This window comes from Parerythrobacter aurantius, assembly GCF_045291475.1.
Taxonomy (GTDB): domain Bacteria; phylum Pseudomonadota; class Alphaproteobacteria; order Sphingomonadales; family Sphingomonadaceae; genus Parerythrobacter; species Parerythrobacter aurantius.
In genome coordinates this window covers 502,125-528,896 of the sequence record NZ_CP147985.1, presented here as the reverse complement: position 1 = coordinate 528,896, position 26,772 = coordinate 502,125, and the positions used below count along the sequence as shown (strand labels likewise).

28 protein-coding genes are annotated in these 26,772 nt (G+C 65.3%); 15 read left to right on the top strand and 13 right to left on the bottom strand.

What is annotated here, in order from left to right; all coding sequences use genetic code 11:
* Positions 1–36: 36 nt before the first annotated feature.
* The gene (locus tag WAB17_RS02655) at positions 37–804 is read left to right on the top strand and encodes a class II aldolase/adducin family protein (RefSeq protein WP_435418493.1); all 768 of its coding nucleotides are present in this window, start codon (positions 37–39) and stop codon (positions 802–804) included.
* 26 nt (positions 805–830) lie between these two features.
* A complete protein-coding gene (locus WAB17_RS02650; RefSeq protein WP_435418492.1) occupies positions 831–1,376 on the top strand; it encodes a (2Fe-2S)-binding protein in 546 nt (181 codons plus the stop codon).
* A 6-nt stretch (positions 1,377–1,382) separates the two neighbouring features.
* Here the strand turns inward: WAB17_RS02650 and WAB17_RS02645 are convergent, their stop codons facing one another.
* Complete coding sequence (locus WAB17_RS02645) at positions 1,383–3,488, bottom strand: TonB-dependent receptor (RefSeq protein ID WP_435418491.1); 2,106 nt, start codon at positions 3,486–3,488, stop codon at positions 1,383–1,385.
* Between the two features lie 158 nt (positions 3,489–3,646).
* Between WAB17_RS02645 and WAB17_RS02640 the strand changes: the two genes are divergently transcribed.
* Positions 3,647–3,991 carry an arsenate reductase family protein gene (locus tag WAB17_RS02640; RefSeq protein WP_435418490.1) on the top strand — a complete coding sequence of 115 codons (345 nt, stop codon included), beginning with the start codon at positions 3,647–3,649 and terminating at the stop codon, positions 3,989–3,991.
* Positions 3,992–4,000: 9 nt separating this feature from the next.
* Here the strand turns inward: WAB17_RS02640 and WAB17_RS02635 are convergent, their stop codons facing one another.
* The gene (locus tag WAB17_RS02635) at positions 4,001–5,389 is read right to left on the bottom strand and encodes an MFS transporter (protein ID WP_435418489.1); all 1,389 of its coding nucleotides are present in this window, start codon (positions 5,387–5,389) and stop codon (positions 4,001–4,003) included.
* Between the two features lie 108 nt (positions 5,390–5,497).
* Between WAB17_RS02635 and WAB17_RS02630 the strand changes: the two genes are divergently transcribed.
* Positions 5,498–6,139, top strand: coding sequence for a class I SAM-dependent methyltransferase (locus tag WAB17_RS02630; protein WP_435418488.1), 642 nt, complete (start codon positions 5,498–5,500; stop codon positions 6,137–6,139).
* A gap of 4 nt (positions 6,140–6,143) precedes the next feature.
* Here WAB17_RS02630 and WAB17_RS02625 read toward each other — a convergent pair whose 3' ends face one another.
* A complete protein-coding gene (locus tag WAB17_RS02625; RefSeq protein ID WP_435418487.1) occupies positions 6,144–6,947 on the bottom strand; it encodes a glycerophosphoryl diester phosphodiesterase membrane domain-containing protein in 804 nt (267 codons plus the stop codon).
* A gap of 83 nt (positions 6,948–7,030) precedes the next feature.
* Between WAB17_RS02625 and lipB the strand changes: the two genes are divergently transcribed.
* Positions 7,031–7,690, top strand: a complete 660-nt coding sequence (gene lipB, locus WAB17_RS02620) for a lipoyl(octanoyl) transferase LipB (RefSeq protein ID WP_435418486.1) — start codon at positions 7,031–7,033, stop codon at positions 7,688–7,690.
* Entirely contained in the window at positions 7,687–8,046 is a 360-nt protein-coding gene (locus WAB17_RS02615) for a hypothetical protein (RefSeq protein WP_435418485.1), read from the top strand. Before lipB ends, WAB17_RS02615 begins: the two co-directional genes overlap by 4 nt.
* On the opposite strand, the gene WAB17_RS02610 is transcribed toward WAB17_RS02615, so the two are convergent.
* Positions 8,043–8,903, bottom strand: a complete 861-nt coding sequence (locus WAB17_RS02610; RefSeq protein WP_435418484.1) for an HpcH/HpaI aldolase/citrate lyase family protein — start codon at positions 8,901–8,903, stop codon at positions 8,043–8,045. The genes WAB17_RS02615 and WAB17_RS02610 overlap by 4 nt on opposite strands.
* An 18-nt stretch (positions 8,904–8,921) precedes the next feature.
* The gene (locus WAB17_RS02605) at positions 8,922–10,031 is read right to left on the bottom strand and encodes an alkene reductase (RefSeq protein WP_435418483.1); all 1,110 of its coding nucleotides are present in this window, start codon (positions 10,029–10,031) and stop codon (positions 8,922–8,924) included.
* A gap of 58 nt (positions 10,032–10,089) precedes the next feature.
* Here WAB17_RS02605 and WAB17_RS02600 point away from each other — a divergent pair, with 58 nt between their 5' ends.
* Positions 10,090–11,031, top strand: a complete 942-nt coding sequence (locus tag WAB17_RS02600; protein ID WP_435418482.1) for a DMT family transporter — start codon at positions 10,090–10,092, stop codon at positions 11,029–11,031.
* Between the two features lie 104 nt (positions 11,032–11,135).
* Here the strand turns inward: WAB17_RS02600 and WAB17_RS02595 are convergent, their stop codons facing one another.
* Positions 11,136–12,413 carry a DUF2254 family protein gene (locus WAB17_RS02595; protein WP_435418481.1) on the bottom strand — a complete coding sequence of 426 codons (1,278 nt, stop codon included), beginning with the start codon at positions 12,411–12,413 and terminating at the stop codon, positions 11,136–11,138.
* 159 nt (positions 12,414–12,572) lie between these two features.
* Here WAB17_RS02595 and WAB17_RS02590 point away from each other — a divergent pair, with 159 nt between their 5' ends.
* Together WAB17_RS02590 and WAB17_RS02585 are read left to right on the top strand one after the other, a co-directional pair.
* Complete coding sequence (locus WAB17_RS02590) at positions 12,573–13,451, top strand: bacteriorhodopsin (RefSeq protein ID WP_435418480.1); 879 nt, start codon at positions 12,573–12,575, stop codon at positions 13,449–13,451.
* 75 nt (positions 13,452–13,526) lie between these two features.
* A complete protein-coding gene (locus tag WAB17_RS02585) occupies positions 13,527–14,288 on the top strand; it encodes a Brp/Blh family beta-carotene 15,15'-dioxygenase (RefSeq protein WP_435418479.1) in 762 nt (253 codons plus the stop codon).
* 3 nt (positions 14,289–14,291) lie between these two features.
* Here the strand turns inward: WAB17_RS02585 and nadA are convergent, their stop codons facing one another.
* The 4 genes from nadA to WAB17_RS02565 form a co-directional block, all read right to left on the bottom strand.
* A complete protein-coding gene (nadA, locus tag WAB17_RS02580) occupies positions 14,292–15,278 on the bottom strand; it encodes a quinolinate synthase NadA (protein WP_435418478.1) in 987 nt (328 codons plus the stop codon).
* Positions 15,279–15,370: 92 nt separating this feature from the next.
* Entirely contained in the window at positions 15,371–16,156 is a 786-nt protein-coding gene (locus WAB17_RS02575; RefSeq protein WP_435418477.1) for a hypothetical protein, read from the bottom strand.
* 79 nt (positions 16,157–16,235) lie between these two features.
* Entirely contained in the window at positions 16,236–16,964 is a 729-nt protein-coding gene (locus WAB17_RS02570) for a DUF4230 domain-containing protein (protein WP_435418476.1), read from the bottom strand.
* Complete coding sequence (locus tag WAB17_RS02565; RefSeq protein ID WP_435418475.1) at positions 16,949–17,821, bottom strand: MBL fold metallo-hydrolase; 873 nt, start codon at positions 17,819–17,821, stop codon at positions 16,949–16,951. The genes WAB17_RS02570 and WAB17_RS02565 overlap by 16 nt, the downstream gene beginning before the upstream one ends.
* A 29-nt stretch (positions 17,822–17,850) precedes the next feature.
* Here WAB17_RS02565 and WAB17_RS02560 point away from each other — a divergent pair, with 29 nt between their 5' ends.
* A complete protein-coding gene (locus WAB17_RS02560) occupies positions 17,851–19,359 on the top strand; it encodes a glycerol kinase (RefSeq protein ID WP_435418474.1) in 1,509 nt (502 codons plus the stop codon).
* On the opposite strand, the gene WAB17_RS02555 is transcribed toward WAB17_RS02560, so the two are convergent.
* Positions 19,346–19,804 carry a DUF1465 family protein gene (locus WAB17_RS02555; RefSeq protein WP_435418473.1) on the bottom strand — a complete coding sequence of 153 codons (459 nt, stop codon included), beginning with the start codon at positions 19,802–19,804 and terminating at the stop codon, positions 19,346–19,348. The genes WAB17_RS02560 and WAB17_RS02555 overlap by 14 nt on opposite strands.
* A 220-nt stretch (positions 19,805–20,024) precedes the next feature.
* A complete protein-coding gene (locus WAB17_RS02550; RefSeq protein ID WP_435418472.1) occupies positions 20,025–20,222 on the bottom strand; it encodes a YdcH family protein in 198 nt (65 codons plus the stop codon).
* A 180-nt stretch (positions 20,223–20,402) separates the two neighbouring features.
* On the opposite strand from WAB17_RS02550, the gene WAB17_RS02545 reads away from it, so the two are divergent.
* The 5 genes from WAB17_RS02545 to tilS all read left to right on the top strand — a co-directional run bounded on the left by WAB17_RS02545 (position 20,403) and on the right by tilS (position 26,010).
* Positions 20,403–20,558, top strand: a complete 156-nt coding sequence (locus tag WAB17_RS02545; protein ID WP_435418471.1) for a YdcH family protein — start codon at positions 20,403–20,405, stop codon at positions 20,556–20,558.
* Between the two features lie 57 nt (positions 20,559–20,615).
* Positions 20,616–22,883, top strand: a complete 2,268-nt coding sequence (gene ptsP / locus WAB17_RS02540) for a phosphoenolpyruvate--protein phosphotransferase (protein WP_435418470.1) — start codon at positions 20,616–20,618, stop codon at positions 22,881–22,883.
* 138 nt (positions 22,884–23,021) lie between these two features.
* Entirely contained in the window at positions 23,022–23,912 is an 891-nt protein-coding gene (locus WAB17_RS02535; RefSeq protein WP_435418469.1) for a helix-turn-helix domain-containing protein, read from the top strand.
* A 150-nt stretch (positions 23,913–24,062) separates the two neighbouring features.
* Complete coding sequence (locus tag WAB17_RS02530; RefSeq protein WP_435418468.1) at positions 24,063–25,046, top strand: tetratricopeptide repeat protein; 984 nt, start codon at positions 24,063–24,065, stop codon at positions 25,044–25,046.
* Positions 25,047–25,140: 94 nt separating this feature from the next.
* On the top strand, positions 25,141–26,010 hold the full coding sequence (gene tilS, locus WAB17_RS02525; protein ID WP_435418467.1) for a tRNA lysidine(34) synthetase TilS: 870 nt from the start codon (positions 25,141–25,143) through the stop codon (positions 26,008–26,010).
* 4 nt (positions 26,011–26,014) lie between these two features.
* Here tilS and WAB17_RS02520 read toward each other — a convergent pair whose 3' ends face one another.
* Positions 26,015–26,689 (bottom strand): L,D-transpeptidase family protein, encoded by a 675-nt coding sequence (locus WAB17_RS02520; RefSeq protein ID WP_435418466.1) that lies wholly within the window; start codon positions 26,687–26,689, stop codon positions 26,015–26,017.
* Between the last annotated feature and the right edge of the window lie 83 nt (positions 26,690–26,772).

The following is a 26,772-nucleotide window of genomic DNA, read 5'->3' as shown; positions in this document are numbered from 1 at the left end:
GATATGCCGTGCAATAGAGAGACGAGGAGAGAGTCGATGGCCACCCAGCGCAAAGCCGATTTTCCGTGCACCGACGAAGAGTGGAAGCTGCGCCAGGACCTGGCCGCCTGCTACCGCATCTTCGACCACCTCGGCTGGGGGGAGTCGATCTACAACCACATCTCGGTGAAGATCCCGGGCGAGGACGACACCTTCCTGATCAACCCGTTCGGGCTGATGTACGACGAAGTGACCGCGTCGAACCTCGTCAAGATCGACGTCGAGGGTAACAATGTCGGCCCGTCGCAATACCCGGTGAACAAGGCCGGCTTCACCCAGCACGGCTATTTCCACAAGCACCTGGGCGACAAGGCTGCGGCCATCTGCCACGTCCATACGACTGCAACCATGGCGGTGTGCAGCCACAAGGGCGGCCTGCTGCCGACCAATTTCTACGCCTGCAACTTCCAGGGCCAGATCGGCTATCACGATTTCGAGGGCGTCACCGTCCGCGCCGAGGAAGGCGAGCGGCTGGTCGAGAACCTCGGCCAGCACAGCATCCTGATGCTGCGCAACCACGGCCCGGTGGTGATGGACAAGACCATTCCCGGCATGTTCGTGAAGATGTGGGCGCTGCAGCGCGCGTGCGAAATCCAGGTCGCGACGCTCGGCATGGGCGATCCGTTGTTCGTGCCGGACGATGTCGTCGCGGTGCACCAGCGCGATTTGCATGTCGTGGGTGAACAGGGCGGCCCGGCCGGCGCCTTCGACTTCGAGGCGTGGAAGCGGCGGATCGACAAGATCGATACCAGCTGGCGCAACTGACAGCCTGATCCCGGGAAACAGCCACTGTGTCACGCCTGACGGTCAACGACCGGCCCGTCGAATATACCATGGATCCCCAGACCCCGCTGCTGTGGGCGCTGCGCGATGCCTCCAACCTTACCGGCACCAAGTATGGCTGCGGCGACGGCGACTGCGGTGCCTGCATGGTGCTGGTCGACGGGGCCGCCTTGCGATCATGCCTCATTACCCTGGCGGAGGTCGAAGGGCGCTACGTCACGACCATCGAAGGGCTGAGCCGCGACCGCTCGCACCCGGTGCAGCAGGCGATGGTGGCGGAACAGGCGATACAGTGCGGGTTCTGCACGCCCGGCATCGTCATCGCCGCCGCCGCCCTGCTCCAGCGCAATCCGGCACCGACAAAGGAAGAGATCGGCGAGGCCATTCCCAACATCTGCCGTTGCGGCGTCTATCCGCGGCTGGTCAGCGCGGTGCAGCGGGCCGGGCGGGTCGCGCTGAGGCAGGAAACCGTCAGCGCGGCGCCGGCGCCCGGGATCGATCCGGCCGATGCGTCCTCGGCGGTGCCAGCCCTGACCCCGCCGATCAACAGATAGGGCGGATTACAGTTCCAGCCGGACACCGATGCGGGCGCTGAAAGGCTCCGCCGGCTGGATATTGTTGTCGCCATGGGCGCTGGGATAATAGGTTTCGTCGAACAGGTTTTCGACATTGAGCTGCAGGGTCACGCGGTCGTTGAAGTGGTAATAGGCTGCCGCGTCGACGCGCCAGTAGTCCGGCAAAGTCACGGCATTGCTGAGACCGGCGAACTGTTCGTCCTGGTAGATGACGCCGAGACCGAGGCCGAAGCTGTCCGAAAGCTCGACATGGTTCCACGCGGTGAACTGGTGCTCGGGCAGCTGTTCGAGCCTGCGCCCTGCGGGGGCGCTGCTGGTCGAGGTGCGGATCTCGCCGTCCAGATAGGTATAGCCGATATTGGCCTGCCAGCCCGACAGGATTTCACCAGCCAGATTGAGCTCCAGGCCCTTTACCCGGCTTTCACCGACGAGTTCGACCAGCGTCGGGTCGCTCGGGCTCGGCCCTTTGGTGTTGGTCCGGTCGAGTTGGAACAGCGCTGCGGTGAAGAACAGTTCGGGCTGGATCAGCCACTTCGCGCCGATCTCCAGGTTGGTGAACTTTTCCGGCTCGAACGCCTGGTCGTTCGGGGCAATAAGGAAGAACTGGTCACCGGCCTGCGGCAGGAAGCTGGTGGCATAGCTGGCGTAAAGCGACAGGCGCTCGACCGGCTTGACCACCAGACCGATACGCGGGCTGACCTTCTCGTCCACGCGCGTGGTGACGGTGCCGGCGAGGTTGGCGGTTTCGAGGTCGAACCGGTCCCAGCGAAGGCCGGCGATCAGTTCGACATGGTCGCCGATGGCCACCTGGTCCTGGATATAGGCCGACAGGACGGTCAGATTGCTGTCGTTGCCGCGCACGGGGGCGGTCAGCGAAAAAGCGGGGATGGCCAGTACGTCGGCGAGGGGCACGTCGACGGTGCTGGTGAAAGGGCCGGTGCCGAACTGGACGTTGCGGCGCCCGTTGAACGAATCCTGCGTGCTTGCCTCAATCCCTGCGAGAAGAGTGTGACCGATGCCGCCGGTGTCGAATTCGCCGACCAGATTGGCCTGCGCGATCAGGTTCTCGCGATCCTGGTAATCCTCGTAACCCGACAGGCGTACGGTGGTCCCGTTTGTGCTGGCAGGCAGCAAATTGGCATAGACCTTGTCGTAGTTCGCGTACTGCACCGAGGCATTGGCCGACCACCCCGCACCGAGGCCCTGTTCCAGCCGTAGCCGGGCAATGTGGGCCTTGTTGCGCGAACCGTTGAAGTCGGGATCGCCGAAGAAAGTCTCGTCGTAACCGCGCAGGGGCAGGCCCGCCAGGGAAGGAATGCCGCGATCGGTCACACGCCGGTCGTCGTCATAGGTGTAGCTGGCAACGAGCCTCGTATCGGCGCCGAGTTTGGCGGTGATGGTAGGCGAAATGCCGATGAAGCGGCCTTCGTAGAAATCGCGGTGGCTATCGAATTCCTCGTAGGCGGCGTTGATACGCAGGGCCACATTGTCGCCCAGCGGCTGGTTGATGTCGGCCGCAAGGTCGAAGGCGCTGAAGCTGTCGACCGACCCGGCGAGGCCGATGGCACTATCGCCAAGCCGCGCGGTCTTGCTGACGCGGTTGACCACGCCGCCGCCGCCGCCGCGCCCGAAGATCAGCGCATTGGCGCCTTTCAGCACTTCGATCCGTTCGACGTTGTAGAGCGGGCGATAATACTGCGCATCGTCGCGCAGGCCGTCGAGATAGAAGTCGGCGGTCGATTCCTGCCCGCGGATGAAGATTTCATCGCGGTGGCCTTCGCCCGTCTCGAGGCTTACGCCGGGGACATAGCGCAGGGCGTCACCGAGCTGGGTGATGGCCTGGTCCTGCAACTGGTCGGCGGTGATGACCGCGATGGTTTGCGGCACATCGATCAGCGGGGTCGGCGTCTTGGTCCCGGTCGATCCGTCGCTGGTGACATATCCGTCAACCGTGCCGACGACGACGATTTCCGCCGGCAGGTAGTCACGCTCGGGTGCTTCGGCGACGGCCTCTTCGGCGGCAGCAAGCGGCGCCAGGGGCGCAAGGGCAGTGGTGGTGAAGAGGGCGAAACGGCGGAAAACGCAGGGCATTGCGAACTTTCTTGCAAGGGATTCTCTATCTGCGGCGGCGCTATTGCGAATAATTCGCAATTGCAACCTCAGAAATGCTTGGAGACGATTTTTCTCCTATGCCGCGGCGCGAAGGCTACGGTAGGGCGGCACTGTTTCACGGCGTAGGAGACCATCGAATGAAGTCGACCATCTGGCACAATCCCGCTTGCGGGACCTCGCGCAAGACGCTGGCCATCCTCGAAAACCTGTCGACGATCGAACTAACCGTGGTGGAATATCTCAAGCACCCCCCGACGCGAGAGAAGCTGGCGCAGCTCTACGCCGATGCCGGCATTACACCGAACCAGGGCCTGCGGCTTCGGGGTACGGATGCACAGGAACGCGGCCTGCCCGATGCCGCGCCCGACGCCGTGCTGGAGGCCATGGCGACCGACCCGATCCTCATCGAACGCCCGCTGATGGAAACGGAGAAGGGTGTGCGCCTGTGCCGCCCGCAGGACGTGGTGCTGGAAATCCTCTAGCGGAGCGGCCTAGGCGCGGTCGCGGGTGAGGTCTTCGTCGCTTTGCAGGGACCGGCTGCCGATCACGAAGACCGCGAGGCAGAAGGCGATGATGACGGCGAACCCCAGCCAGTCGGAATGCCCGTAGAGCCACACGCCCAGCGCGGGTGCGTAGATATAGCTGGCACCATTGATCGACGCGACCTTGCCGGAAACCTGGCCCTGCTCGGGCCGGGTAACCGCTAGCGAGGCACCGGCGGTAAAGCCCGGCCGATAGAGCCCGAAGCCCAGCGAGGCGACTGCAAAACCCAGCGCGATGGCGTGCAGGTCCCAGGCCACCGCGACGATCGCGACACCGACGATGGCGAGCAGCATGCCCCACAGCGTCGAGGCGCGCGGCCCGAGGCGCAGGGTCGGAATAAGGCCCCATTGCGCCAGCAGCGTGGCCACCGCGCCGACCATCAGCACCAGGCCGACGGGCCCCGCGCCCTGTTCGGGCGTTGCGCGCAGTCCGAGCCGGTCGAGCACGAGGAAACCCGAGATCCCGAGGATCATCGCCTGCGCGTGCCCGCCCAGCAAGCCGGCGATCATCCACGGCAACAGGCGCTTGTCGGTCCACCGCAGGTCGGGCGGATCGATGGCGGGCGCCGCCTGCGTTTCCCCGCTCTCCTCGCTTTCCGTTTCCGCGCCATCGTCGTCGCGGACGTGCCGCCCAGCGCCGCTACCGAACGGCGCATCGTATGTCTTGCCGCGGGCAGCGAATTGCGGTTCGTCGTCCGGCAGGCCCAGCCGCAGCGCAATCAGCACCAGCACGGCGAAGGCGGCAAAGGCATAGAACGGACCTGTCAGGCCGGTGCCGGGAAACAACAGCAACGGTGCCAGGGCTGGCCCGAGCACCGTACCCAGACCGAAGCTCGAGGCTACCAGCGCCAGCGCCTGCGTCCGCTCGCTGCGCGGAGTGCGGCTGGCCACGTATGCCTGTACCGCAGGGGGCGCGGCCGATCCGAACAGGCCGTAGAGCGAGCGGCAGAGCGCGAAAAGCACCAGCGTCCACAAGGCACCGAGAACCCCGCCGAGCCCCAGTTGCAGGGCCAGCCCGCACAGCGCCATCGAGCTTATGAAGCCGATCATGCCGAGCGCCATCATCGCCTTGCGCCCGCGCTTGTCCGACCGCTTGGCCCACATCGGCGCGCATACCACCCACAGCAGCGCAGACCAGGTGTAGGCGAGGCTGATCCAGACATCGGCCACGCCCAGTTCGGTGCCGATAGACGGCATGACCGACTGCATTGCGGTGTTGCCCGCCGCCGTCACCAGCATCACCATGAACAGCAGGACCAGCCGGCCGCGGGTGATGGCGGGCTGTGCCGCGCCATGGGTCGCCGGCGTAGTATGGGGTGACGGATCGGCTTCGGCCATGGCGCAGCGCTACGCTCGCCGCAGCGCGGTTGCAATGGCGCGGTGAAGCTGCCAACTGTCGCTCACGAAACGGGCCGGGCGTGATGCCTGCCACGCCGGAGACGCAGATTGAACGACAATTCGACGCGCGCGATCGAGCGGTTGCGCGACAAGGTCAGCAAGCGCCTGGGCCCTGCCCTTGCGCAATCCGATTCGCAGTGGGCGGTGTTTTTCCAGGGCTTCCTCGAACATCCCCGCATGGTCGGCTCGATCATCCCCTCCTCGCGCTTCACCATCGACAAGATGCTCTCGCGGGTCGAGTGGGGCCGGTGTGACCTGTTCGTAGAATACGGCCCCGGGGTCGGCACGTTCTGCCTGCCGGTGCTCGAACGGATGAAGGGCGATGCGCGGCTGATCGCGATCGACACCAATCCGCTCTATGTCGATTTCCTCAACCGGACGATCAAGGACAGCCGGTTCACAGCGGTTCTTGGGTCGGCGGAGGACGTGGAGGAAATCGTCCGGCTGTCTGGCCACTCACATGCCGACTACGTGTTGTCGGGCCTGCCATTTTCGACCCTTCCGGGCGGCGTCGGCCCGCGCATCATATCCGCCACGCACCGTGTCCTGCGGCCGGGCGGGGCGTTCATGGCCTACCAGTTCACCGCCGCCGTGCGCGACCTCATGCGCGCCGATTTCCGCCGCATCGACAGCGGTTTCGAATTCTGGAACATCCTTCCCTGCAAGCTGTTCTGGGGCTGGAAGGACTGACCGCCTAGAAGACTCTTGCCGCCTCGTTGCGGTCTTCGCCGGCGAGCTGGCGGTGGATCGCCACCTGCACGCCGACATAGATGGCAAAATAGGCCGCCATCGCCGCGCCGGTTACCAGCGCGAAGCCGAAGCGCGAAGCTTCCGGACCCATCAGCCCGAAGACCAGCGTGAAGACCAGCGCGGCGACGATCCACAGAACGACAAAAGCCGCGATCAGCAGGACGAAGAAGGCGAACAGGCGCGCTGCGTTTCCGGCGGTCAGCTGCCAGGCACGGCGCAGGACCTTGAACGGATTGAAGCAGCGTTCGATCGCCACCACCGGTCCGGTCGGAAGGAAGCGGACGGTCAGCCAGATCGTCAGCGCCAGGCCGACCAGCGAGAGCGGACCGGCCAAGGCGGTTCCGGCAGCAAGGCCCCCGAGCACCGACGTCAGCAGGATCTGGATGACCTGCAGCAGCAGGCTTGCACCCACGAACGGCAAGAGCGCCTTGGCCCCGAACGCCAGCGCCTCGCGCACCGTCGGCCGCGCCCGGTCGCTGAGCAGGCGATAGAGCGCCAGCATGCCGATGATCTGCATCACTGTCGCCAGCACAATGGCCCACCAGATTTCGCCTAAAACGGCGTTGATCATCCCGGCCATGGCTGCAGGGTCCTGACTGTCGCCGGCAAAGGCCGGGTTCTGGCTCAAATCCGGGAGCAGCAGGATCAGCATGGAAACAGGCAGGAAGAAGAACACGCCTGCCATTACCGATACGACCCGGCTGTTGGCGCGCAATAGGCCGGTGGCGTGGTCCCACGCCCTGCTCATGTCGAATTTCACCGGTACTGCCCTCGCGTTGGTGCCATGGCCCCTTGATAAGCGCTTCGGCAAGCGCCACGCAATGACGGACTATGGCCGAGCATACTTCCACCGTCGAATGGCAATGCGAATCTGCCCTCGTACCCTATCGCGAGGCACTGGCCCGGATGGAAGCCCGCAATGCTGCAATTGCCGCAGGCACCGCGCCGGAACTGGTGTGGCTGCTCGAGCACCCGCCCGTCTACACGGCAGGAACCAGCGCCGATGCGGCCGAGTTGCTCGACCCGCGCTTCGAAGTGGTCGAGGCCGGGCGAGGGGGACGCTATACCTATCATGGTCCGGGCCAGCGCGTGGGTTATGTGCTGCTCGACCTTGGCCAGCGCGGGAAGGATGTGCGGCGTTTCGTCCACGCACTGGAGGACTGGGTAATCGCCACCTTGCGCGGCTTCGGCGTCGAAAGCTGGTCGGTTGACGGACGGGTCGGCATCTGGACGACCGATGTCGATGGCCTCGAAGCCAAGATTGGTGCCATCGGCGTGCGGGTGCGGCGCTGGGTCACGATGCACGGATTTTCTGTCAATCTCGACCCCGACCTCGCGCATTTCGGCGGGATCGTACCCTGCGGCATCGAGGAATTCGGCGTCACCAGCCTCGCGCGGCTCGGGATCGCTCTTGCGCCGGAACAGTGGGATGCGGCATTGCGCGCCCAGGCGCCGCAGTTTTTCGCGGCGCTGGAAGGAGAAGCAGCATGATGTCGAGATCGCCTGCCCGCCGTTCGCTGGCCCGGGCAATCGCAACACCGATTGCGCTGTCATCCGCGCTGGCACTGGCCGCCTGCGGCTCCTCGGGCGACGACCAGGCGGCCGGCGGGTCGGGGGCACAGGGCGACCTGAAGGGCGGCACAGTGACCGATGACATGTTGCCGCTCGACCAGCTCAAATCGAAATCTCCGCCGATGAAGCCGTCTCCTGCCGCAACCAGCACCTCGAGCGGAGGCGGAGGTACGCAGGCTGCCAGCGAGGAGGAGGAAAACGCCGGCGACGGTCCAGCTGCGACAGACGAGCCCGCCGCGCCCGGAGAGGCGGCGGCAGAGGACAGCGAAGGCTAGTCGCTCTCCAGCAGGCGTTTGGCCCGCTCCAGGCCGATACGGTCGACGCAGCGGCCGTCCACTGTCACAACCTGCGCCTCCGGGTGGAGATCGAACCCCGAAACGACAGCGCGCGCTGCAACGAGTTCGTCCTGGGTGGGCGCGAAGTGGCGCTCGATGACCTCGACCTGCGCCGGATGGCGCGCCATCATGGCGTCGAAGCCGTTCATCCTTGCCCGCTGCACCGCCGCGTCCAGCGCTTCCGGACGTTTGACGATCCCGCTTGCACTCTCGATGGCGAGAAGGCCGCGGGCCTTGGCCGTCAGCAGCAGTTGCGCCCGGATCGCCCGGATCGCGTCGTTGTCGGCACTGGCCATATGGGCCGCGGCGGCCAGCGCATGCGCGTCCCAGCTCAACCCGACAATGCGCGGATGCGGATCATGTGCGAACTGCGGGATGAGGAGGGCTGCCTCGGGAGCGTCGCCGACCTGGGGAATGACGCGCACGGCATTGTGGCCGAGGCTGTTGCGCTGTTCCAGCTCGTACATGTCGGCAGCCAGCATCTGCACCTGTTGCGGCCCCATGGCGCGCGGCAGGACGATACCATCGGGCTTGCCGCCCATGGCCGCGTCGAGGTCTTCCTTCCAGTGCGGGCTGCCGATCGGGTTGATGCGCACCCAGCGGGCAAACCGTTTCCTGCTGGTGAGCTGGTGTTCCTGCCTCAGCAGGAACTGGAACACATTCTCGCGGGCCGCCGCCTTGCGCCCTTCGCCGACCGAAGCGAGGTCGAGGACAACGGCCCCGGCACCGGCAGACGGCACCTTGGCCAGCTTGGCCTCGTTATCTGCCGGAACCAGGAGCCAGGAACGGATTGCCATGACGGAAGGGCCACGCCGTCAGGCGACTGCGGCCTGCTCCTCCGCCAGGGTCGGATAGTCGACATAGCCTTCCGGGATCGGGAAGTACCAGCTCTTGGGGACATCCTTGTTGGGATTGAAAGGTGCGCCCGCCGCGATGCGTTTTTCCAGGTCCGGGTTCGAAATGTACGGACGGCCGAAACTGATGGCATCGGCCTTGCCGCTTTCGACGTCGGCCGCGGCCTGCGCCGCATCGTAATCGGAATTCAGGATCAGCGCGCCGGAATAGAGCGTGCGGATCAGCGGGCTCTGCTTGGGGACATCGGTGCTGCCGAAGGTGCCGTCCGGCCCCGGCTCGCGCAACTCGACAAAGGCCAGGCCCAGTTCCGCGCACACCCTGGCTGCCGCGCCGAAGGTTGCGGGCGGGTTGCTGTCGTCGGTGCCCTGGCTGTCGCCATTGGGCGAAAGGCGGATGCCCACGCGGTCGGCGCCCCAGACGTCGATCAGCGCCTCGAGCACTTCGCGCATGAAGCGGGTGCGGTTTTCCGGGCTGCCGCCGTATTCGTCGTCGCGATGGTTGGTCCCGTCGCGCAGGAACTGGTCGACCAGATAGCCATTGGCGCCATGCAGCTGGACGCCGTCGAAACCGGCCTTCTTCGCCTGTTTCGCGGCGTTGTGGTAATCCGCCACCGTGCGCTTGATGTCGTCCAGCGTCATGGCACGAGCGGTGGCGTATTCCTGCTTGCCGACTGGCGTGTGCGCTTCGCCCGGGGCCTTGGTGGCGCTGGCCGAGAAAGGCGGTTCGCCATCGAGGAAATAGGGGTGGACGATCCGCCCCATGTGCCACAGCTGCATGACGATGAGGCCGCCTTCCTCGTGCACGGCTTCGGTCGAAAGCTTCCACGCCTCGGCCTGCTCGTCGCTCCAGATGCCGGGCGCCGACGGCCAGCCCAGCCCTTCGCGGCTGATGCCGGTGGCTTCGGTCAAAATCATGCCGGCGCCGGCACGCTGGCGGTAATAGGTCGCCATCAGCGCATTGGGTACGAACATCGGCTCCGCCGCACGGCCGCGGGTCAGCGGGGCCATGAAGATCCGGTTGCGGGCTTCGAGCGCCCCCATCTTGAGCGGCTGGAACAAGGCGTCGTGCATCGTGATGACTCTCCGCAATTTCTTTTTCGATTTGGTGAACTGCGGCTAGGGCAGCGCCGTGACCGGCGCAACATCAGAAAATGTGACAGGGCGCGAAGCGGCGAGCGGACAGGCGCCCCGATGGGTGCTGTTCGCCGCCCTGCTGGCGGGCAATGTCGCGCTGGCACTGGGTCCATGGGCGGTGCGGCTGGCAGACACCGGCCCGGTCAGCGCCGCGTTCTGGCGCTTGGCCCTGGCCCTGCCATTCCTCGTCTTGCTGGCTAGAGCCACCGGGCAAAGATTGGGCGGTATACCGGCCCGCAATCTTGCCTTGGTGGCGCTGGGCAGCTCGGCCTTCGCGATCGACCTTGCGGCCTGGCATTACGGGATCGGGCTGACGCGGCTCGGCAATGCGACGCTGTTCGGCAATGCCGGCAGTATCGTGCTGCTGTTCTGGGGCTTCATCGTCAGCCGCACCCTTCCCAAGGGCATGGAATGGCTCGCCATTGTCTTCGCGCTCGGCGGCTCCGCTATCCTCTTGGGCGAGAGCCTGGAGATCAGCACCGCGACGCTCGTGGGCGACCTGTTCTGCCTGGCAGCCGGGCTGAGCTACGCGGTCTACCTCCTGACCCTGCAGGATGCGCGCAAGGGCATCGGCGCCTGGAGCCTGCTGGTCTGGGTCAGTCTGTTCGGCTGTCCCGTGTTGCTGGCCATGGCGCTGTTGCTGGGTGAGCCGGTGCTACCGGGCGCGGCAGGCTGGGCCCCGCTGGCGGCGCTCGCGGCGCTAAGCCAGCTGGTGGGGCAAGGGCTGCTGGTCTTCGCGCTGAGGCACTTCAGTCCGCTGGTGATCGGCCTCGCACTGCTCACCCAGCCCGCGGTCGCGGCGCTTTATGGCTATGGCGTGTTCGGCGAAGTGCTCGGAGTTTGGGACATTGTCGGCATGGTGCTGTTGGGCGGCGCGCTGGTCGTGGCGAGAGGGGAGCCGGCGAAGCGCGCAGCTTCCGGCAAGACCGCTGAGTGACCAGGCGATACGAGCAGAGCCTCGATCCGCAGCGAAAGTGGCGGGCCAAACGCCCGCCCGACCTCGGGCTGACCTGATGCTCGCCGCTTTTGCGACCAGAATGGTCAGGCTCGCTCGAAACTCCGCGCGTAAGCGGTTGCAATATCGGCGCGGTCGCCATCGATCTGGGCAAGGGTCATGGCGTGATCGCGCAATTGGGCGGCCTCGGTGCGCAGGAACTGCAAAAGCTCCGGCTCTGCCTGCTTTTCCAGGCGATGTGTCAATCGGCCAAGATTATCGATCAGACGAATCGTGACCGAAGGATACGCGCTGGCGGCCTGCCGCAATGCGGATAGCGGATCGTCGAACAGGCTCCGGAAATCCTGGCCCTCCAGAATGAGCCATGGCCTCGAGGCCAGCGCCGGGGCATGGCCGACCCTAACCCAGCGGTCCGCATGGCTTTCCATGATCGCCGCCAATTTGTCGGCGCAGGTGATCGCGGTGTAGAAATCGTTGATCGCCGGCGAAAGCGCGCGGGCGGCAATCTCGACCAGCAAGCGTATGTGAAACACGGTTCCCTGATGGTCGGACCTGTACCCGCCGATCGGCAGGGACGGACGCAGCGCGGCCGCATCGAACGGCACATCCGCGCTCAGCAAGGCCTCGCCCGCCATGACGTGCTGGCCGGGCGCTGCGTGAACCACGACGCGCGCAGCCCCATCTGCGAACGCGGCGACTAGTGCAGCGTGATCGACCTCTTCGACATAGCCTTCTCGCCGCGACCGCAGGATGTGCGGCAAGGCCGCCGGAACCTGCGCGACCGAGGTCAATGCCAGCGTGCAGGCGCAGGCATCGTCGGCAACGCGGTCGATCGAATCGTCGACGAACATCGTCCGGCCCAATGCGTGAAGCGATACCGCCAGCATGGCAACATTGACAGCCTGCAGGAGCATGACTGTTGCCACTAGCAAGAGCGGCGTTTCTGCGAGCGGCGCCTCGCCATCGATGGCGAGCGCTGCGACCAGCGTCACGATCTGCGAAAAGCTGAGCCCCGCCAGCGACACTCGCACCAGCCGGCGTTTCAACCAGCGGTCGATCAGGCGGACGCCCAGGTTGCCTGCTGCAAGGCTCAGCACGATGAGCGTGATGGAAAAGTAGAGCGCGATGAAGGCCGCATTGACGCCGGCGGCAACGCCGACGAAGTCCTTCGCTGTATCGGCGGTAGCAACCGGAGCCATTCCCTGCGCCAGCAGCCACGCCGTCGCGCCGTTCCGGTCGACAAGTAACACGCCGTACGCCAGCGGCAGGGCGGCAAGCGTCGCACAGACAGCGAGCATCCAGTAATTCGCTACAAGGCGATGGACGAGCCAATGGGGGACGATCGCCCGCAACACATCGGGCATAAGCGAATACTCCTAGCTCAACTACTTCCACGTGAAATCCGGGAACCCAACGCTGAATGGCTGATTAAGTTGCCGGATGGTGCACGCGTTGTCTCATCCGGCAGACAGCTTCAGCGACAGGGGGCGAAGGTCGGTCGAGCTGCTTTACAGGAGCAATACATGTCAACAGTCGCAAATGCCGATGCGCTGGCGCAACAAGTCGGCAATATCGAAAATCTCGTCACGCTGACGTCCGGGCAATACACCATGGGATCCTTGATCCTGATGGTCAGCTACGGGGCGCATTTTGCGTTCATCCTCTACTTCATCATGACATCGATGCAGCTCGCACCGCGCTACCGCGTGGTGCCGATCCTGTCGGCGGTCGTCATGGCCAGCGCCGGGCTGAGCCTGATGCGGGAATTTACCACTTGGGAGGCAAGCTACGCCTTTGTCGACGGGCTCTATCGTCCGCTCGCCGATAACGAGACCTTCACCAACGCCTTCCGTTACGGCAACTGGACCATTACCGTTCCCATCCTGCTCACGCAGCTGGCGATCGCGTTCGCCTTGCCGAGACCGGAATTGCATCGCCGGTCGCTGCGTATGATCATACCGGCCGTCTTGATGATCTGGACCGGTCTTTATGGCCAGTTCGGGGAAAGCGGCGATTTTGCCCGGCTGAACCTCTGGGGCGTCATTTCGTCCGTGTTCTTCGTCTGGCTTATCGTCGAGGTTCGCGGCGTCATCACCGCAGGGATTGCTTACGGTCCGCAGCAACTGGCCGGGTGGCCCAAGAATATCTGGTGGTATTTCCTCGCCACCTGGGGCCTCTATCCCATCGCCTACGCCTTGCCGCAGCTCGGCTTTACCGGCGATGTCGTGGTGGTCCGCCAGCTGCTCTATTCGATCGCCGATATCAGCTCCAAGCTGGTCTATGGCATCATCCTGTCGCGCTATGTGCTGAGGCGCAGTGCGCTGGAAGGCTACCTGCCAGCGGCCGAGGCGCTGTCGACCGATCCGGTTGGTTCGAAAGTCGCTTCGGCCCGCGGCGACTGAGCAAAAGTGCGGCCGTTCGAAGCACTTTATTATGGGGGATCCCGGCAGTATGCCGGGGTCCCCTATCTTACTGCCATGGCGATGGCAGCCTGCTTCGTGGCGACCATTGCGCAGCTCGCGGGTGAACACTGGGCCATAGCGATGGGAATTGTCCTTTTCGCACTGGGATTTTCCCATGGCGCCGGAGAAGAAGACAGTGGTGCGATCAGATCGTACCGTTTTCAGGCAATCATTGCCTACCTCCTGGTAGGGTCCGGTGTCGCGGCGCTCTATCTGGCGTTTCCGTTATCGGGTCTGGTCGTGTTTTTCTTATTGTCGGCCTGGCACTTTGCCCGATGCGAACCTGCCCTCGGCAAGTGGTCAGGCCTTGCCATCGCCGGGTTGGCGATCGGCGGAAGCGCGCTGTTTCGCCCGGCCGAAACGGAACAGGTGTTGTCGTTGGTGGTGTCGGGATCCGTCCCGGCATTTTTCATGACCCTATTGACCTGGGCCGGGGGCCTGGGCTCGGTGGCTGCGGTAGCGGCGCTTTTGACAAGATCGCGCGGAGCCATGCTAGTCATCGTCGCGCTTATCGCGACGGCTATGTTACAGCCAGTACTGGCGGTCGGCCTAGTGTTTCTCGTCTGCCACGCGATCCCTGTCCTACAGCGGCAGTTGGAAGACTACGGCGCGGATGCTGTCTGGGCCGCGACGGCCTGGCCCACCGTCACGGCGACCCTGGGTGCAGCCGCGCTGGTCTTGTTGGTCCTGACGGCCGGCATCGATTTGAGGCTGGCAGTCGCCCTGGCGCTTGGCCTGGCGACGCCTCACATGCTTACAGAGCGGCTAGACCGTTAGGGATCAGGCTGGCCCGAGATCGCCCAACCCGATCGTACCGCTGGCCATGTCCAGCATCCGGTCGAGACTGCGCTTGGCCTTCACCCGCAGCTCTTCCTCGATCTCGATCCGGGGCTCCAGGTCGCGCAGGGCGACGTAGAGTTTCTCCAGCGTATTAAGCGCCATGTAGGGGCAGATGTTGCAGTTGCAGTTGCCGTCCGCCCCGGGCGCGCCGATGAAGTTCTTTTCCGGCAGCGCCTTTTCCATCTGGTGGATGATGTGCGGTTCTGTCGCGACGATCAGCGTGTCGCCGGGGAAGGTCTTGGCGAATTGCAGGATGCCCGAGGTGCTGCCGACATAATCGGCGTGATCGACTATGGCCGGCGGACATTCCGGGTGCGCGGCAATGGGCGCGCCGGGGTACTGCTCCTTGAGTTTCAGCAATTCGGTCTCGCTGAAGGCCTCGTGGACGATGCAGACGCCCGGCCACAGCAACATCTCGCGGTTGAACTTGCGGCTAAGGTAGCCGCCCAGGTGCCGGTCGGGACCGAAGATGATCTTCTGTTCCGGCGGGATCTGCTGCAGGATCGTCTCGGCGCTTGAGCTGGTGACGATGATGTCGGAGAGCGCCTTCACCTCGGTCGAGCAATTGATGTAGGTCAGCGCGATGTGATCGGGATGCGCCTCGCGGAACTTGCGGAACTTCTCCGGCGGGCAGCTGTCCTCGAGACTGCATCCGGCATCCATGTCGGGCAGCACGACGATCTTCTCGGGGCTGAGAATCTTGGCGGTATCTGCCATGAACTTGACGCCGCAGAAGGCAATCACGTCCGCATCGGTATCCGCCGCCATCTGCGAAAGCTGGAGCGAGTCGCCGACGTAATCGGCCAGGTCCTGGATTTCCGGGCGCTGGTAATAATGCGCCAGGATGACGGCGTTGCGTTCCTTGCGCAGGCGGTCGATTTCGGCACGCAGGTCCGTCCCGGTGGGCAGCTTGGTTTCGGCAGTCATGTTCCGTCCTTGCGAGGGGCGATCGTCGCCTCTCTATAGACCGAACGAACAGAGATGCGAGCGCGTTCCGGGCAAGTGTGGTTGCACCATCCTCACATGCTGAAGCCGGGCGGAAGGAAGGCTTCCATTGGGCGCTGCGCCCCGGGGGTTCCGGCGATGACCCACTCTGTCACGGCATAGCCGACTGGCGAATAGGCGATCAGCATGGAGAGGGCGAAGACCCCTGCGTAAATGCCGAGGCCCCACCAATAGGCCGGGTGGATGCGCCCGTCGCGCCGCAGATCGGCGAGCATCCCGACAAGAGGGAAGATGAAAGTGAAGCTGACGGCAATCGTCCAGGCGTTCGGGATGAACAGCGGCATGGGCAGCAACCGGCCGAGGCCGGGTCCGGTCAGCACGCTCATGGCCACCAGCATCAGCCGCCGGTGCCATCCGGTATGCCGCCGCGCCCGCAAGGCCCACAGGCCGAGCCCCCCGAACGCGAACAGCCCCATCAGGTTGCTGACGAAAAACTCGTTCTGGGCGAAGAAGAACGGGCCGCCGCTGGTACGGGCGGACACGACGATGATCATGGTCCCGGCCGCCACCATCAGCGGGATCCAGAGATAGGCAAGCTGGCCGAGACGGATGTGCAGGTCACGGTTGCCAGCCGATATGCTCACGTGCTGGGCGAGATAGAGGGCAATCCAGCCCATGAAGATCATGCCGTGCAGGTGGAACGGCAGCGGCGCCGAGAAACTCGACCGCCCCATGGCATAGTTGAACACGAAGCCGGCGATGATGATGCCCGACATGACGAACGCCATGACGGTGAAGAAGCGTGTGCCCTGGACTGGCGCGGAATGATTGCCCGGACGCGGGGCGGCAGCAGTTGCCATGGAGAAGTCCCTCCCTCCGTTGTTACTGGCGACCGCTTGTTCTTGTTATCTCGCTCCTACCGCCTGGGCGCGGCAATGGTCAATTCCGCTGTGCCCCGCCTGTCAGCTCTCCGTCGAACCGTACTGTCACTTTGACGTCGCCGAACCCGGCAACCTGCATGGGGATGGCGAGATTCTGCGTGATGGCTTGCCTTGCCGCATCGCGTGCCAGCCCCATCAGCACGGGGTTGCCGGCCGCCTTGCGGGCTTCGCGCTCTGCCAAACGAGTATTGTCCCGCGTCAGCTTATCCTGTGCGTCGCGAGTGATCCAGATACCTTCGCGCAGGTACTGCGCCCGCCCTTCGTCGAGATTGGGCTTGCCGACCTGCACCGGGGGCAATTGCACCGTAAGGGACCGGGCAGCCTCGTTCCAGGAAAGCCGCGACCGGTCGACCTGCGACAGGTCCACCGAATAAGTTACGCGCGCCGGAATGACGGCGACCTGACGCGTGCGGATGGTACCGAAGAAGCGGCTGTCGTTGCTGGCCACGACCGGGGCGAATTCCGCGCTGAAAACGGTGAGGGCGTTCTGTTCCTCGAACGCCACGAGGCTGGTCGCGACCGGATCGCCCAGTTCGTCGGGCCCGAAAGCCTTCCATGCGAGCCATGCGACCGCTGCCAGCAGGAGGATCACCACCAGCCACGGCAGCGCCTGGATGCGGGCCAGGGAGACGGCACTGCGACTATCGCTGCGAGCGGGTTCGGGTGGGGGCGGATCGGCCGGCGCGATTGTGGCGCTCTGGTCCTTGAGTGTCAGATCGTCTGCCATGTTTCCCCCGAACGGACGACGAGGCCTCTTCGTTCCAGATCGATCAGATGGGCATGGACGCTCATCTGCGCAGCCTTGTCCAGCCGCGGGTCAAGCCCCTTGTACATCAGCGGCACGAAGTCGGGGAGCGCCAGAGGGCCTTCGCCGAGGTGACGAAGGATCTGGTTCTCGCGCTGGCGGCGGTGGCCGATCATCCCGCGAACCAGCTGGCGGGGCTTGGTGATCGGGTCGCCATGGGCGGAGTAATAAACCCTGTCTTCGCGGGCGTAGAGCTTGTCGAGGCTCTTCATGTAATCGCCCATGTCGCCATCGGGCGGGATGACGACGCTGGTCGACCAGCCCATCACATGGTCGCCGGTGAACAGCGCGCCGCTTTCCTCCAGCGCAAAGCACAGGTGGTTGGAGGTATGACCGGGCGTGTGCACGGCACGCAGGGTCCACCCCCTCCCGGTCATCGCTTCGCCGTCTTCCAGCACGCGGTCGGGCGCATAGGTCGGATCGAACGCCTCGTCGGCGCGCGGCAGGTCGGTCTGAAGCACCAGTGGGGCGCAGCCGACAATGGGCGCCCCGGTCAACCTCGCCAGCGGCCCGGCGGCGGGCGAATGGTCGCGATGGGTGTGGGTGCACATGATGGCGACCAGCTTGTCGTCGCCGATCGCCGCCATGATTGCCCCGATATGCGCCGGATCGGCAGGGCCAGGGTCGATGACCGCCACTTCGCCGGCATTGCCGACGATATAGGTCTGCGTGCCGGTAAAGGTGTAGGGCGAGGGGTTGGGCGCAAGGATCCGCGCCACCAACGGCTCGGGCCGCTCGACCAGGCCCACCGGCCAGGGTTTGGGAGGAGGCGTTGCCATGTGCTTGCATATGGGGCGCAAGCTGGCGCATGTCACGCCGCAAGAAGTTCTGCACGGGAGAGAGCAGCTTGTCCGACCTCATACTTGTCCTCGACGAGGGCACCACCTCCACACGCGCCATGCTGTTCGGGCTGGATGGCAGCCTTCATGGCGTCGCCCAGAAGGAACTGACACAGCATTATCCGCAGCCCGGCTGGGTCGAGCACGATGCCGGTGAGATCTGGGAGCGCACCCTTGTCTGCGCACAAGAGGTACTCGGCAAGGTCGGGGCCGAGCGGATCGCCTGCATCGGCATCACCAACCAGCGCGAGACCGTGGTGGCGTGGGACGAGCAGACGCTCGAACCGCTAAGCCGCGCCATCGTCTGGCAGGATCGGCGGACGGCAGACTTCTGCGCCGGGCTGAAGGACCGGGGACACGAGCCCGCGGTGCAGGCGAAGACCGGCCTACTGCTCGACCCCTATTTCTCCGGCACCAAGATGCGCTGGCTGCTCGACCATGACGAACGGGTACGGCAGGCGGCGACCAAGGGCACGCTGGCGCTCGGCACGGTCGAAAGCTGGCTGGCGGCAAACCTGTCGCGCGGACAGGCGCATATCAGCGATGCCAGCAATGCCAGCCGGACCTTGTTGCTCGCGCTGGATGGCGCGCAATTCGACGACGGGCTGTGTGACCTGCTCGGTGTGCCGCGCGATGCCTTGCCGAAAGTGGTCGACACCCATGGCCCTCTGGCTGAGGCAGATGTCGCGTGGTTCGGCCGCACCTTGCCGATCACCGGCATGGTCGGCGACCAGCAGTCGGCCACGCTGGGGCAAGGGTGCCTCTCGTTCGGCGATACCAAGGCGACCTATGGCACGGGTGCCTTCGTGCTGGCCAACAAGGGCCGGGAACTGCCGCGCTCGGACAACCGGATGCTGGGCACGGTGCTGTGCCAGCAGGCAGGGCAGCGGACCTATGCCATCGAAGGCTCGGTCTTCGTGGCGGGCAGCCTGGTGCAATGGCTGCGCGACCAGCTCGGCCTCATCACCAGCGCGGTGGAAACCGAGACGCTGGCACGCTCTATCCCGGACTCGGGTGAAGTGGTGATCGTTCCCGCGTTGTCGGGTCTTGGCGCGCCACACTGGCGGGCGGATGCGCGCGGTGTCGTCAGCGGGCTCAGCTTCTCGAGCGGCAAGGCCCAGATCGCTCGCGCCGCGCTGGAGGCCATGGCGCATCAGACGCACGACCTTGCCGAAGCCTTCGCCGCCGACGGCGCGGCGTGGAAATGCCTGCGGATCGACGGCGGGATGAGCGCCAACGACTGGATGGCGCAGGACCTTGCCGACATGCTCGGTCTCACTGTCGAACGGCCGGACTTTGTCGAGACCACTGCCCTCGGCGCCGCGATGAGCGCGGCCGTGGGGGCAGGGCTTCATGGGTCGCTGGAAGAGGCCTCGGCCGCGATGCGCGGGTCTGTAAGAAGGTTCGAACCGGCGATGGACGATGGCGTGCGGCAGGAACGCCTCGCGCGCTGGCGCCGGGCGCTTACAGCCGCCTGAGCGCGCTTTCCAGCCGGGCGCGGATCTGGTCAAGGCCCTCGGCCCGCCCGCGTTCGCCTGCCCGCCAGGCGTTGTCGAGCCGCGCCACGCGCGCATGCATCAGCTGGGTTTCGAGTATGAGCAGCTGGGTGGGAAGTTCCAGCAGCTCCAGCTGCGACGGTTCCGACGGGCGATCCGGTGGCAGTCGCCCGTGCTGGCTCAGCTGGTATTCCGTCATCTCGCCGCGGAAAAAGGCCCTCTGGTTGAGCAACCAGGCAAGCACGTGCATCACCCTGGTGGTGGTCTTCAGGCCTTCGGTCGACAGCGCAATGCGCACCAGGTCGGCCTTCCCCACATCGCGCGGCGTGCTGAGATCGAAGGCCGCGCGCACGTCGTCGGCCAGCACCAGCGCTTCGCAGTACAGTTCCTCGACGATCGTCGCGGTGAGGTCGGTAGGCTCTCCCATTTGTAAAGCCGCTACGCTTGCGGGCGGGCAGGGGAAAGGACGGTAACGACGATGTTCATCGGGAATTTGCAAGCTGTCCCGCTGGGGAACAGTTTTCTTTAGGAGTGGTGTCCCAACGCGAGCTGAAAGCGAGTGCAAGCGCGCCCGCGCGCCCGCAGCGACGCGACCGCAGGCCGTGTGAGCGAGGATTTCGCACGGCGGACGCCGGGCGGAAAACAAGCTAGGCAATGATGTCCGGAATCAGCTGATCTTCGATGATCGCGATCTGGTCGCGCAGGGCGAGCTTGCGCTTCTTCAGCCGGGCGATCTGGAGCTGGTCGGTGCTGCCGGATTCGGTCAGGGCCGAAATCGCGGCATCGAGGTCGCGATGTTCCACCCGCAAATGTTCCAGCCGCTTGCGCAATTCCGCTTCGGTCACGTCCGTCCGCACCCCGCCTTGCCATGCTGCGAACGTTTCGTCGCGGATTTGCTCATATCAATCGCAAGGGACGAAACAAGGACTTCGCAATCTTTGTCTAGTGTGTTTCTATCGATCGACGCGGTTCGCCCGCGAAAGGCGAGTCGCTTCAAAGGTCGCACACCCGAGAAGGAGAGCTGTATGATCTCGTCACATGTTTCCGCCCTACGGTCCAAGCACGCCGGTCTCGAGGCCCGCCTGCACGAGGAGATGAACCGGCCGGCTCCCGACATGGCGACGATCCAGCAACTCAAGAAACTCAAGCTCAGGGTGAAGGAAGAAATCGCTGCAGGATAGCCGCGGCCGCTTTCTCGCCAATTCCAAAAGGATGCATGATGCGCTAGGCGCAGCGGCATGACCGCCGCTGCCGCCGCCCGCCAGATCCTTACCAGCCTGCACGATATCATGGCGTCGCGCCTGCATCCGCAGGGCAAGCTCGATGCGGTGGTGGAGATCATCGGCGAAGCGCTCGATAGCGAGGTCTGCTCAATCTACCTCCTGCGCGAGGGGATGCTGGAACTCTTCGCCACCCGGGGTCTCAACAAGGAAGCTGTCCACGTCACCCGCATGGCTCTGGGCGAGGGGCTAACCGGCACGCTGGTCGCCAACAACGAAACCCTCAACCTCGCCGAGGCGCGCGCGCACCCGGATTTCCAGTACCGGCCCGAAACGGGCGAGGACAAGTTCCACAGCTTTGCCGGGGTGCCGATCGTCTATCGCGAACGCGCGGTCGGGGCGCTCAACGTCCAGCATGTCGAACAGCGCCGCTACGAAGATGTCGAGATCGAAGCGCTGCAGACCACCGCCATGGTGCTGAGCGAGCTGATCGGCAACGCGGGCCTGATCGACGAAGAGGCTGTCGGCGCGACCGGTGCCCAGACCGGCCAGGCTCAGGTCGAGGGGCTTTCGCTGGTCGGTGGTATCGCAGCCGGCTTTGCCGTGTTCCACCAGCCGCGCATCACCATCGACCAGGTTGTGGCTGAAGACATCGAGCTGGAGCGCCAGCGGGTCTACCGCGCTTTCGACAAGATGCGCGACCAGATCGAAGGTCTCTCGCAGCAGGCGGAATTCGGCAAGGGCGGCGAGCACGAGGAAGTGCTCGAGACCTACAAGATGTTCGCCTACGACGAAGGCTGGAGCCGCCGTATCAACGAGGCGATCGACAGCGGTCTGACGGCCGAGGCAGCGATTGAGCGCGTCCAGCAACGCACCAGAATGCGCATGCGCGAGATCGACGATCCCCTGCTGGCCGACCGGATGCACGACCTGGAGGACCTGGCCAATCGCCTGCTCCGGATCGTCTCCGGCCAGCTCGGCACTGCGGCGTCGCAGGGCTTGCGGCGCGATTCGATCCTGATCGCCAAAAACCTCGGCCCGGCCGAACTGCTGGAATACGACAAGCGGCGGCTGAAGGGCGTTATCCTCGAGGAAGGTTCGCTCACCGCCCATGTCGTGATCGTCGCGCGGGCCATGGGCGTGCCGGTGCTGGGCCGTGTGCGCGGCCTGCGCGGCATCGTGCGCGAGGGCGACGAGATCCTGCTCGACAGCGACAAGGCCATGGCCACCATCCGCCCGACCCAGCAACTGGCGGACGCCTTCGACGCGCGCTTTGCGAAATCGAAGGAACGCCAGGCGGCCTATGCCGAATTGCGCGATGTCGAACCCTTCACCCGCTGCGGCACGCGCATCCAGGTGCTGATGAATGCGGGCCTGCGCGACGACATGGCGAACCTGCCGCTGGTCGGCGCCGACGGCATCGGCCTGTTCCGCACCGAGTTCCAGTTCCTCGTGTCGGCAACCCTGCCGCAGCGCGACCGCCAGACGCGGCTCTACCGCGACGTGCTGGAGGCCGCGGGGGAGAAGCCGGTGATCTTCCGCACCGTCGATATCGGCGGCGACAAGGCGGTACCCTATCTCGCCAGTGCCGAGGCCGAGAACGACGAGAACCCGGCCATGGGCTGGCGCGCACTGCGCCTGGCGCTGGAACGCGAAGGCCTGCTCAAGGTGCAAGCCCGGGCGCTGCTCGAAGCCTCGGCCGGCAAGACATTGCGGGTGATGTTCCCGATGGTCAGCGAACCGTGGGAATTCGATGCCGCCAAGGCGGTGTTCGACGAACAGCTAAAATGGCTGCGCGGGCAGAAGAAGCAGCTGCCGGACGAGATACACTATGGCGCGATGCTGGAGGTCCCCGCGCTGGCGGAGGTGCTCGACCTGCTGATTCCGAAGGTTTCGTTTCTTTCGATCGGCACCAACGACCTGACGCAGTTCCTGTTCGCTGCCGACCGCGCCAATCCCAAGCTCGCCGCCCGCTACGACTGGCTGAGCCCTGCCATCCTGCGCTTTTTGAAGCGCGTGGCGCAGGCCTGTGTCGGCCAGCCGGTGACGCTTGGCGTCTGCGGGGAGATGGGCGGGCGCAAGCTGGAGGCTCTTGCCCTGCTCGGCATCGGCATCCACCGCCTGTCGATCACGCCTGTTGCCGTGGGGCCGATCAAGGAACTGGTCCGGCAGGTCGATCTGAAGCAGGTGGAACAGGCCATGGCCGGTTTCCTCCTTTCGCCGCCGCCATCCATCCGCTCGGCGCTGGGCGACTGGGCACGCGCACACGGCATCGATATCGACTGACTCCAGTGCCGCGCCGGGCCGGTTGCATCGGTTGGCCGGTCCTGCCTGATACCACTCGTTGCTTGACACGGACGTGGTGCGGCTGGGATGTAGTAACCATAAAACATGCCTCACAATCAGGGGTCGCAAAAGACAGTTATGAACGAAGAAGACGCCGCAACCGTCGGGCCGGGTGCCTATGCCAGTGCAGGCGATCGCTTGCGCGCCGCTCGCGAGGCGCAGGGAATGACGCTGGAACACGTGGCCAGCAAGACCCGTATTCCCTTGCGGCACCTGCAGGCGATCGAGGCAGGCGATTTCGGGGCGCTGCCGGCGCGGACCTACGCCGTCGGTTTCGCGCGCAGCTATGCCAAGGCGGTCGCGCTGGACGACAAGGCTATCGTCGAGCAGGTACGAAGCGAACTGGGCGTTGAAGGGCCAGGGGAACGCTATGCCAGCGGGCAGGCGCTGGAGCCTGGCGATCCTGCGCGTGTGCCGTCACGGGGGCTCGTGTTTTTCTCGATCGCTTCGATCCTGTTGCTGCTGGTGGGCGGTTTCGCTTTCTACCGCACCTTCTTCGCCCCCGGTTCGGGGCCGGGATCCATCATGCCGGCCGAACAGGCTGCCGCCGATGCGGCGGAGGCGGAGCAGGCCGCGCTCAATGCCCCGCAGCCGGGCGCTCCGGCAATCGACCCCGCCGGCGAAGTGGCCTTCACCGCCTTGCAGGACGATGTGTGGATCAAGTTCTACGACGGCAGCGGCAACCAGCTGATGCAGAAGCAGATGGCGCGCGGCGAACGCTATGTCGTCCCGGCCGATGCGGAAAACCCGCAGGTCTGGACCGGCCGCCCGCAGGCTTTCGCCATCACGATCGGCGGCAAGCCGGTGGCCAAGCTGAGCGAGCAGGAAGTTACGGTCAAGGACATCCCGGTAAGCGCGGAGGCGCTGCTGGCACGCAATGAAGCGGCAAGCCCTGCAGAACCTGGCAGTGCCCCGACGGCCCCTGCCGCGTCGCCGACACCAGTCGCCTCGCCTGCGACGCAAGGCTGACCGGGCGCCAATTTCCCCGGTTTTGGCGCGGCTCGCACTCGACAGCGCCTCGACCGCGCGGCACGTTTGCGGCCGCAGATTAACCAGTATGTTCAGCGAAGGTTCGGCGTTTTTCCTGCAACGGGCTGGCGCCGCGATGGAGAGAACCAGATGATTTTCCGCCACACCCGCCTGATCATGGGAACCGCCCTGCTTGCCGTTGCGCTGCCTGCCGCGCCGGCCCTTGCGCAGGACAGCGGGGACGAAGCCCGCATCCGCAAGCTGGAAGCGGAAGTCCGCGCCCTCCAGCGCAAGGTCTTCCCCGGCACCGACGGACGCTTCTTCGAACCGGAAATCACCGGTACCACGCCCTCGGCACCGACTGCGGCATCTCCGACATCCACCACCGCGGTCACCGATATCCTGGCCCGGCTGGACGCGCTGGAAGCCTCGCTCGCCCGTGTCACCGGGCAGGTCGAAAGCAACACCAATGCGATCGCCGGACTGACGGCCCGGCTCGACGCCATGGGAGGCGCCGCTGCCGCACCGGCTTCGGTCCCGGCAACGGGCGCGCCAGTCGGCGGAACGATCGGCGTCATTCCCGCGTCCGGCAGCGCAACGCCGGCCTCCACCGTTGCGGTCCCTGCCAGCACGACGACAGCGGCGACGACAACCACCGCTGCCCCCGCGCCCCGGCCTGCCGCGAGTGGACCCAGTGCACAGCGTCTTGCTGCCGTACAGGCGATCGCCAAACCGCAAACGGCCGATCCTGGGGATGACGAATATTCCTACGGCTTCCGCCTGTGGGAAGCGAAGTTCTATCCCGAGGCGCAGCAGCAGCTCGCCATGTTCGTCGAGAAGTATCCCAATCACTCCCGCACCAGCTTCGGCCGCAACCTGCTGGGTCGTGCGTATCTCGATGACGGCAAGCCGCGCGAGGCGGCGCCGTGGTTCCTGAAGAACTACCAGGACGATCGCAACGGCGCGCGCGCGCCCGACAGCCTGCTGTACCTCGCCGAAAGCATGATCGCGCTGGGCGATACCAACCGCGCCTGCATTGCGCTCGCCGAATTCGGCGAGACCTATCCTGCTGTCGCGGCCGGCAGGCTGGCGAGTCAGTACGAAGCCAATCGCCGCAAGGTGACCTGCAATTGATAGGGCACCCCGCCTAGCTATCGACGCTGCGCTGATCGGCCGGTTCGAGTCCGCACTGGCCGGACTACACGCTGCCGCGCCTCTCGGCCTTGCCGTGTCCGGCGGCCCCGATTCGATGTCAATGCTGTTGCTCGCCCACCAGGCACTGGCCGGCGAGATCGAGGTGGCGGCGGTGGATCATGGCCTGCGGCCGGAGGCTGCGGACGAATGTGCCTTGGTGCAGGCGCAGTGCGAGCTGCTGGCCGTGCGCTGCGAAATCCTCCGCGTGGATGTGGCCGAAGGCAATGTGCAGGACCAAGCGCGGGATGCGCGTTACGCGGCCTTGATGGACTGGGCGAAGCGGAGACAGCTCGGCGCGGTTGCCACTGCCCATCATGCCGACGACCAGGCGGAAACCGTCCTCATGCGTCTCAATCGCGGCGCGGGCTTGCAGGGTCTCGGCGGCATTCGCGGGACCATGTGGTTCGGGGACAGCCGCATCCCGGTTATCCGCCCGCTGCTCGGCTTCCGGCGGGCCGAGTTACGCCAGATAGTGGAAGATTGCGGGATCGGCTACGCCAGCGATCCGAGCAACGAGGATCCGAGGTTCGACCGTGTGCGGATCCGCCGCGCGCTGGCGCAGTCCGACTGGCTGGATCCGCAAGCCATTGCACGGTCGGCCCTGCACCTTGCCGAGGCCGAGGCGGCGCTCGACGCAATTGCGACCTTGGCGTGGGATGAAGGCGCCCGGGTGGCGACGGACGAGGTCAGTGTGCCGTGCACGCCGGTCGCCGATACCCAGGCGCGCCTTCTGGTCCGGGCAGCGAAGGCGCTCGGACTCCGGCTTGTCATGGGCGAGGTCATCGCGCTTGTCCGCGACAGGCTCGGCACGACAGGCAGCAAGGTCAATCTCGGCGGCGCGCTGATCGAACGCCTCGATGACGGATACCGCGTAACCCGCGAACCGCCGCGCCGTCCGGCGTGACGGGTCAGATGATCTTGTCGCCCATCCCCATGGTTTCGCCATCAGTGATGATGACCTTGTCGCCTTTGCTGGCGACGGCAAATATCTTCGCGGCGAAATCCGTCGGCAGGCCGACGCAGCCGTGGCTGGCGAAGCCCAGTTCGACATCGGCCCCGTGCAACGCAACGCCATCGGTCGTCAGGAACATGGAATAGGGCATCGGCGCATTGCCGTATTTCTCGGACACATTGTCCTTCTGCTTGTAGAGGATCGGATGGACGCCGAGCGGGGTAGGATGTTCGTCCGTACCGAGCAGGACGGCGGCTGTGCCGATCTCGTACCCGCCCTTGAACACGGAGATGACACGCGCCTGCAGGTCCACGGTCATCACGATCGGCCCGGAGGGCACGTCCTTGTCGTCCCAGAACCACTCGCCGTATTTGATCGGCCCTTCTATCGGCAGGATGCGCTTGACGACGAAGCCGTCATCCGGCTTGGCCGCCGCAGGGGTCTGCGCAGCACTGGCCGGCTTGGCCGAGCCCGCAACCTTGGCCGGATCGACCGGGATCGCTTCCTCAAGCGAGGCCTTGGCTACCGGCTTCGTCTCGCCGCCCATCATCGAACTCGCCAGCGTCGCGCCGCCGAGGACGAAAACCGCGGCCGCCGTCGCGCCGCCAATCCATTTGATCATCGGGTTCATGGTGCCCCGTATGCCCGCGTTGGCTGACGCAATCCAGCCGCACGCACGCCGCGTCCCGCATTTGGACGGGCGCGGCGCAATCC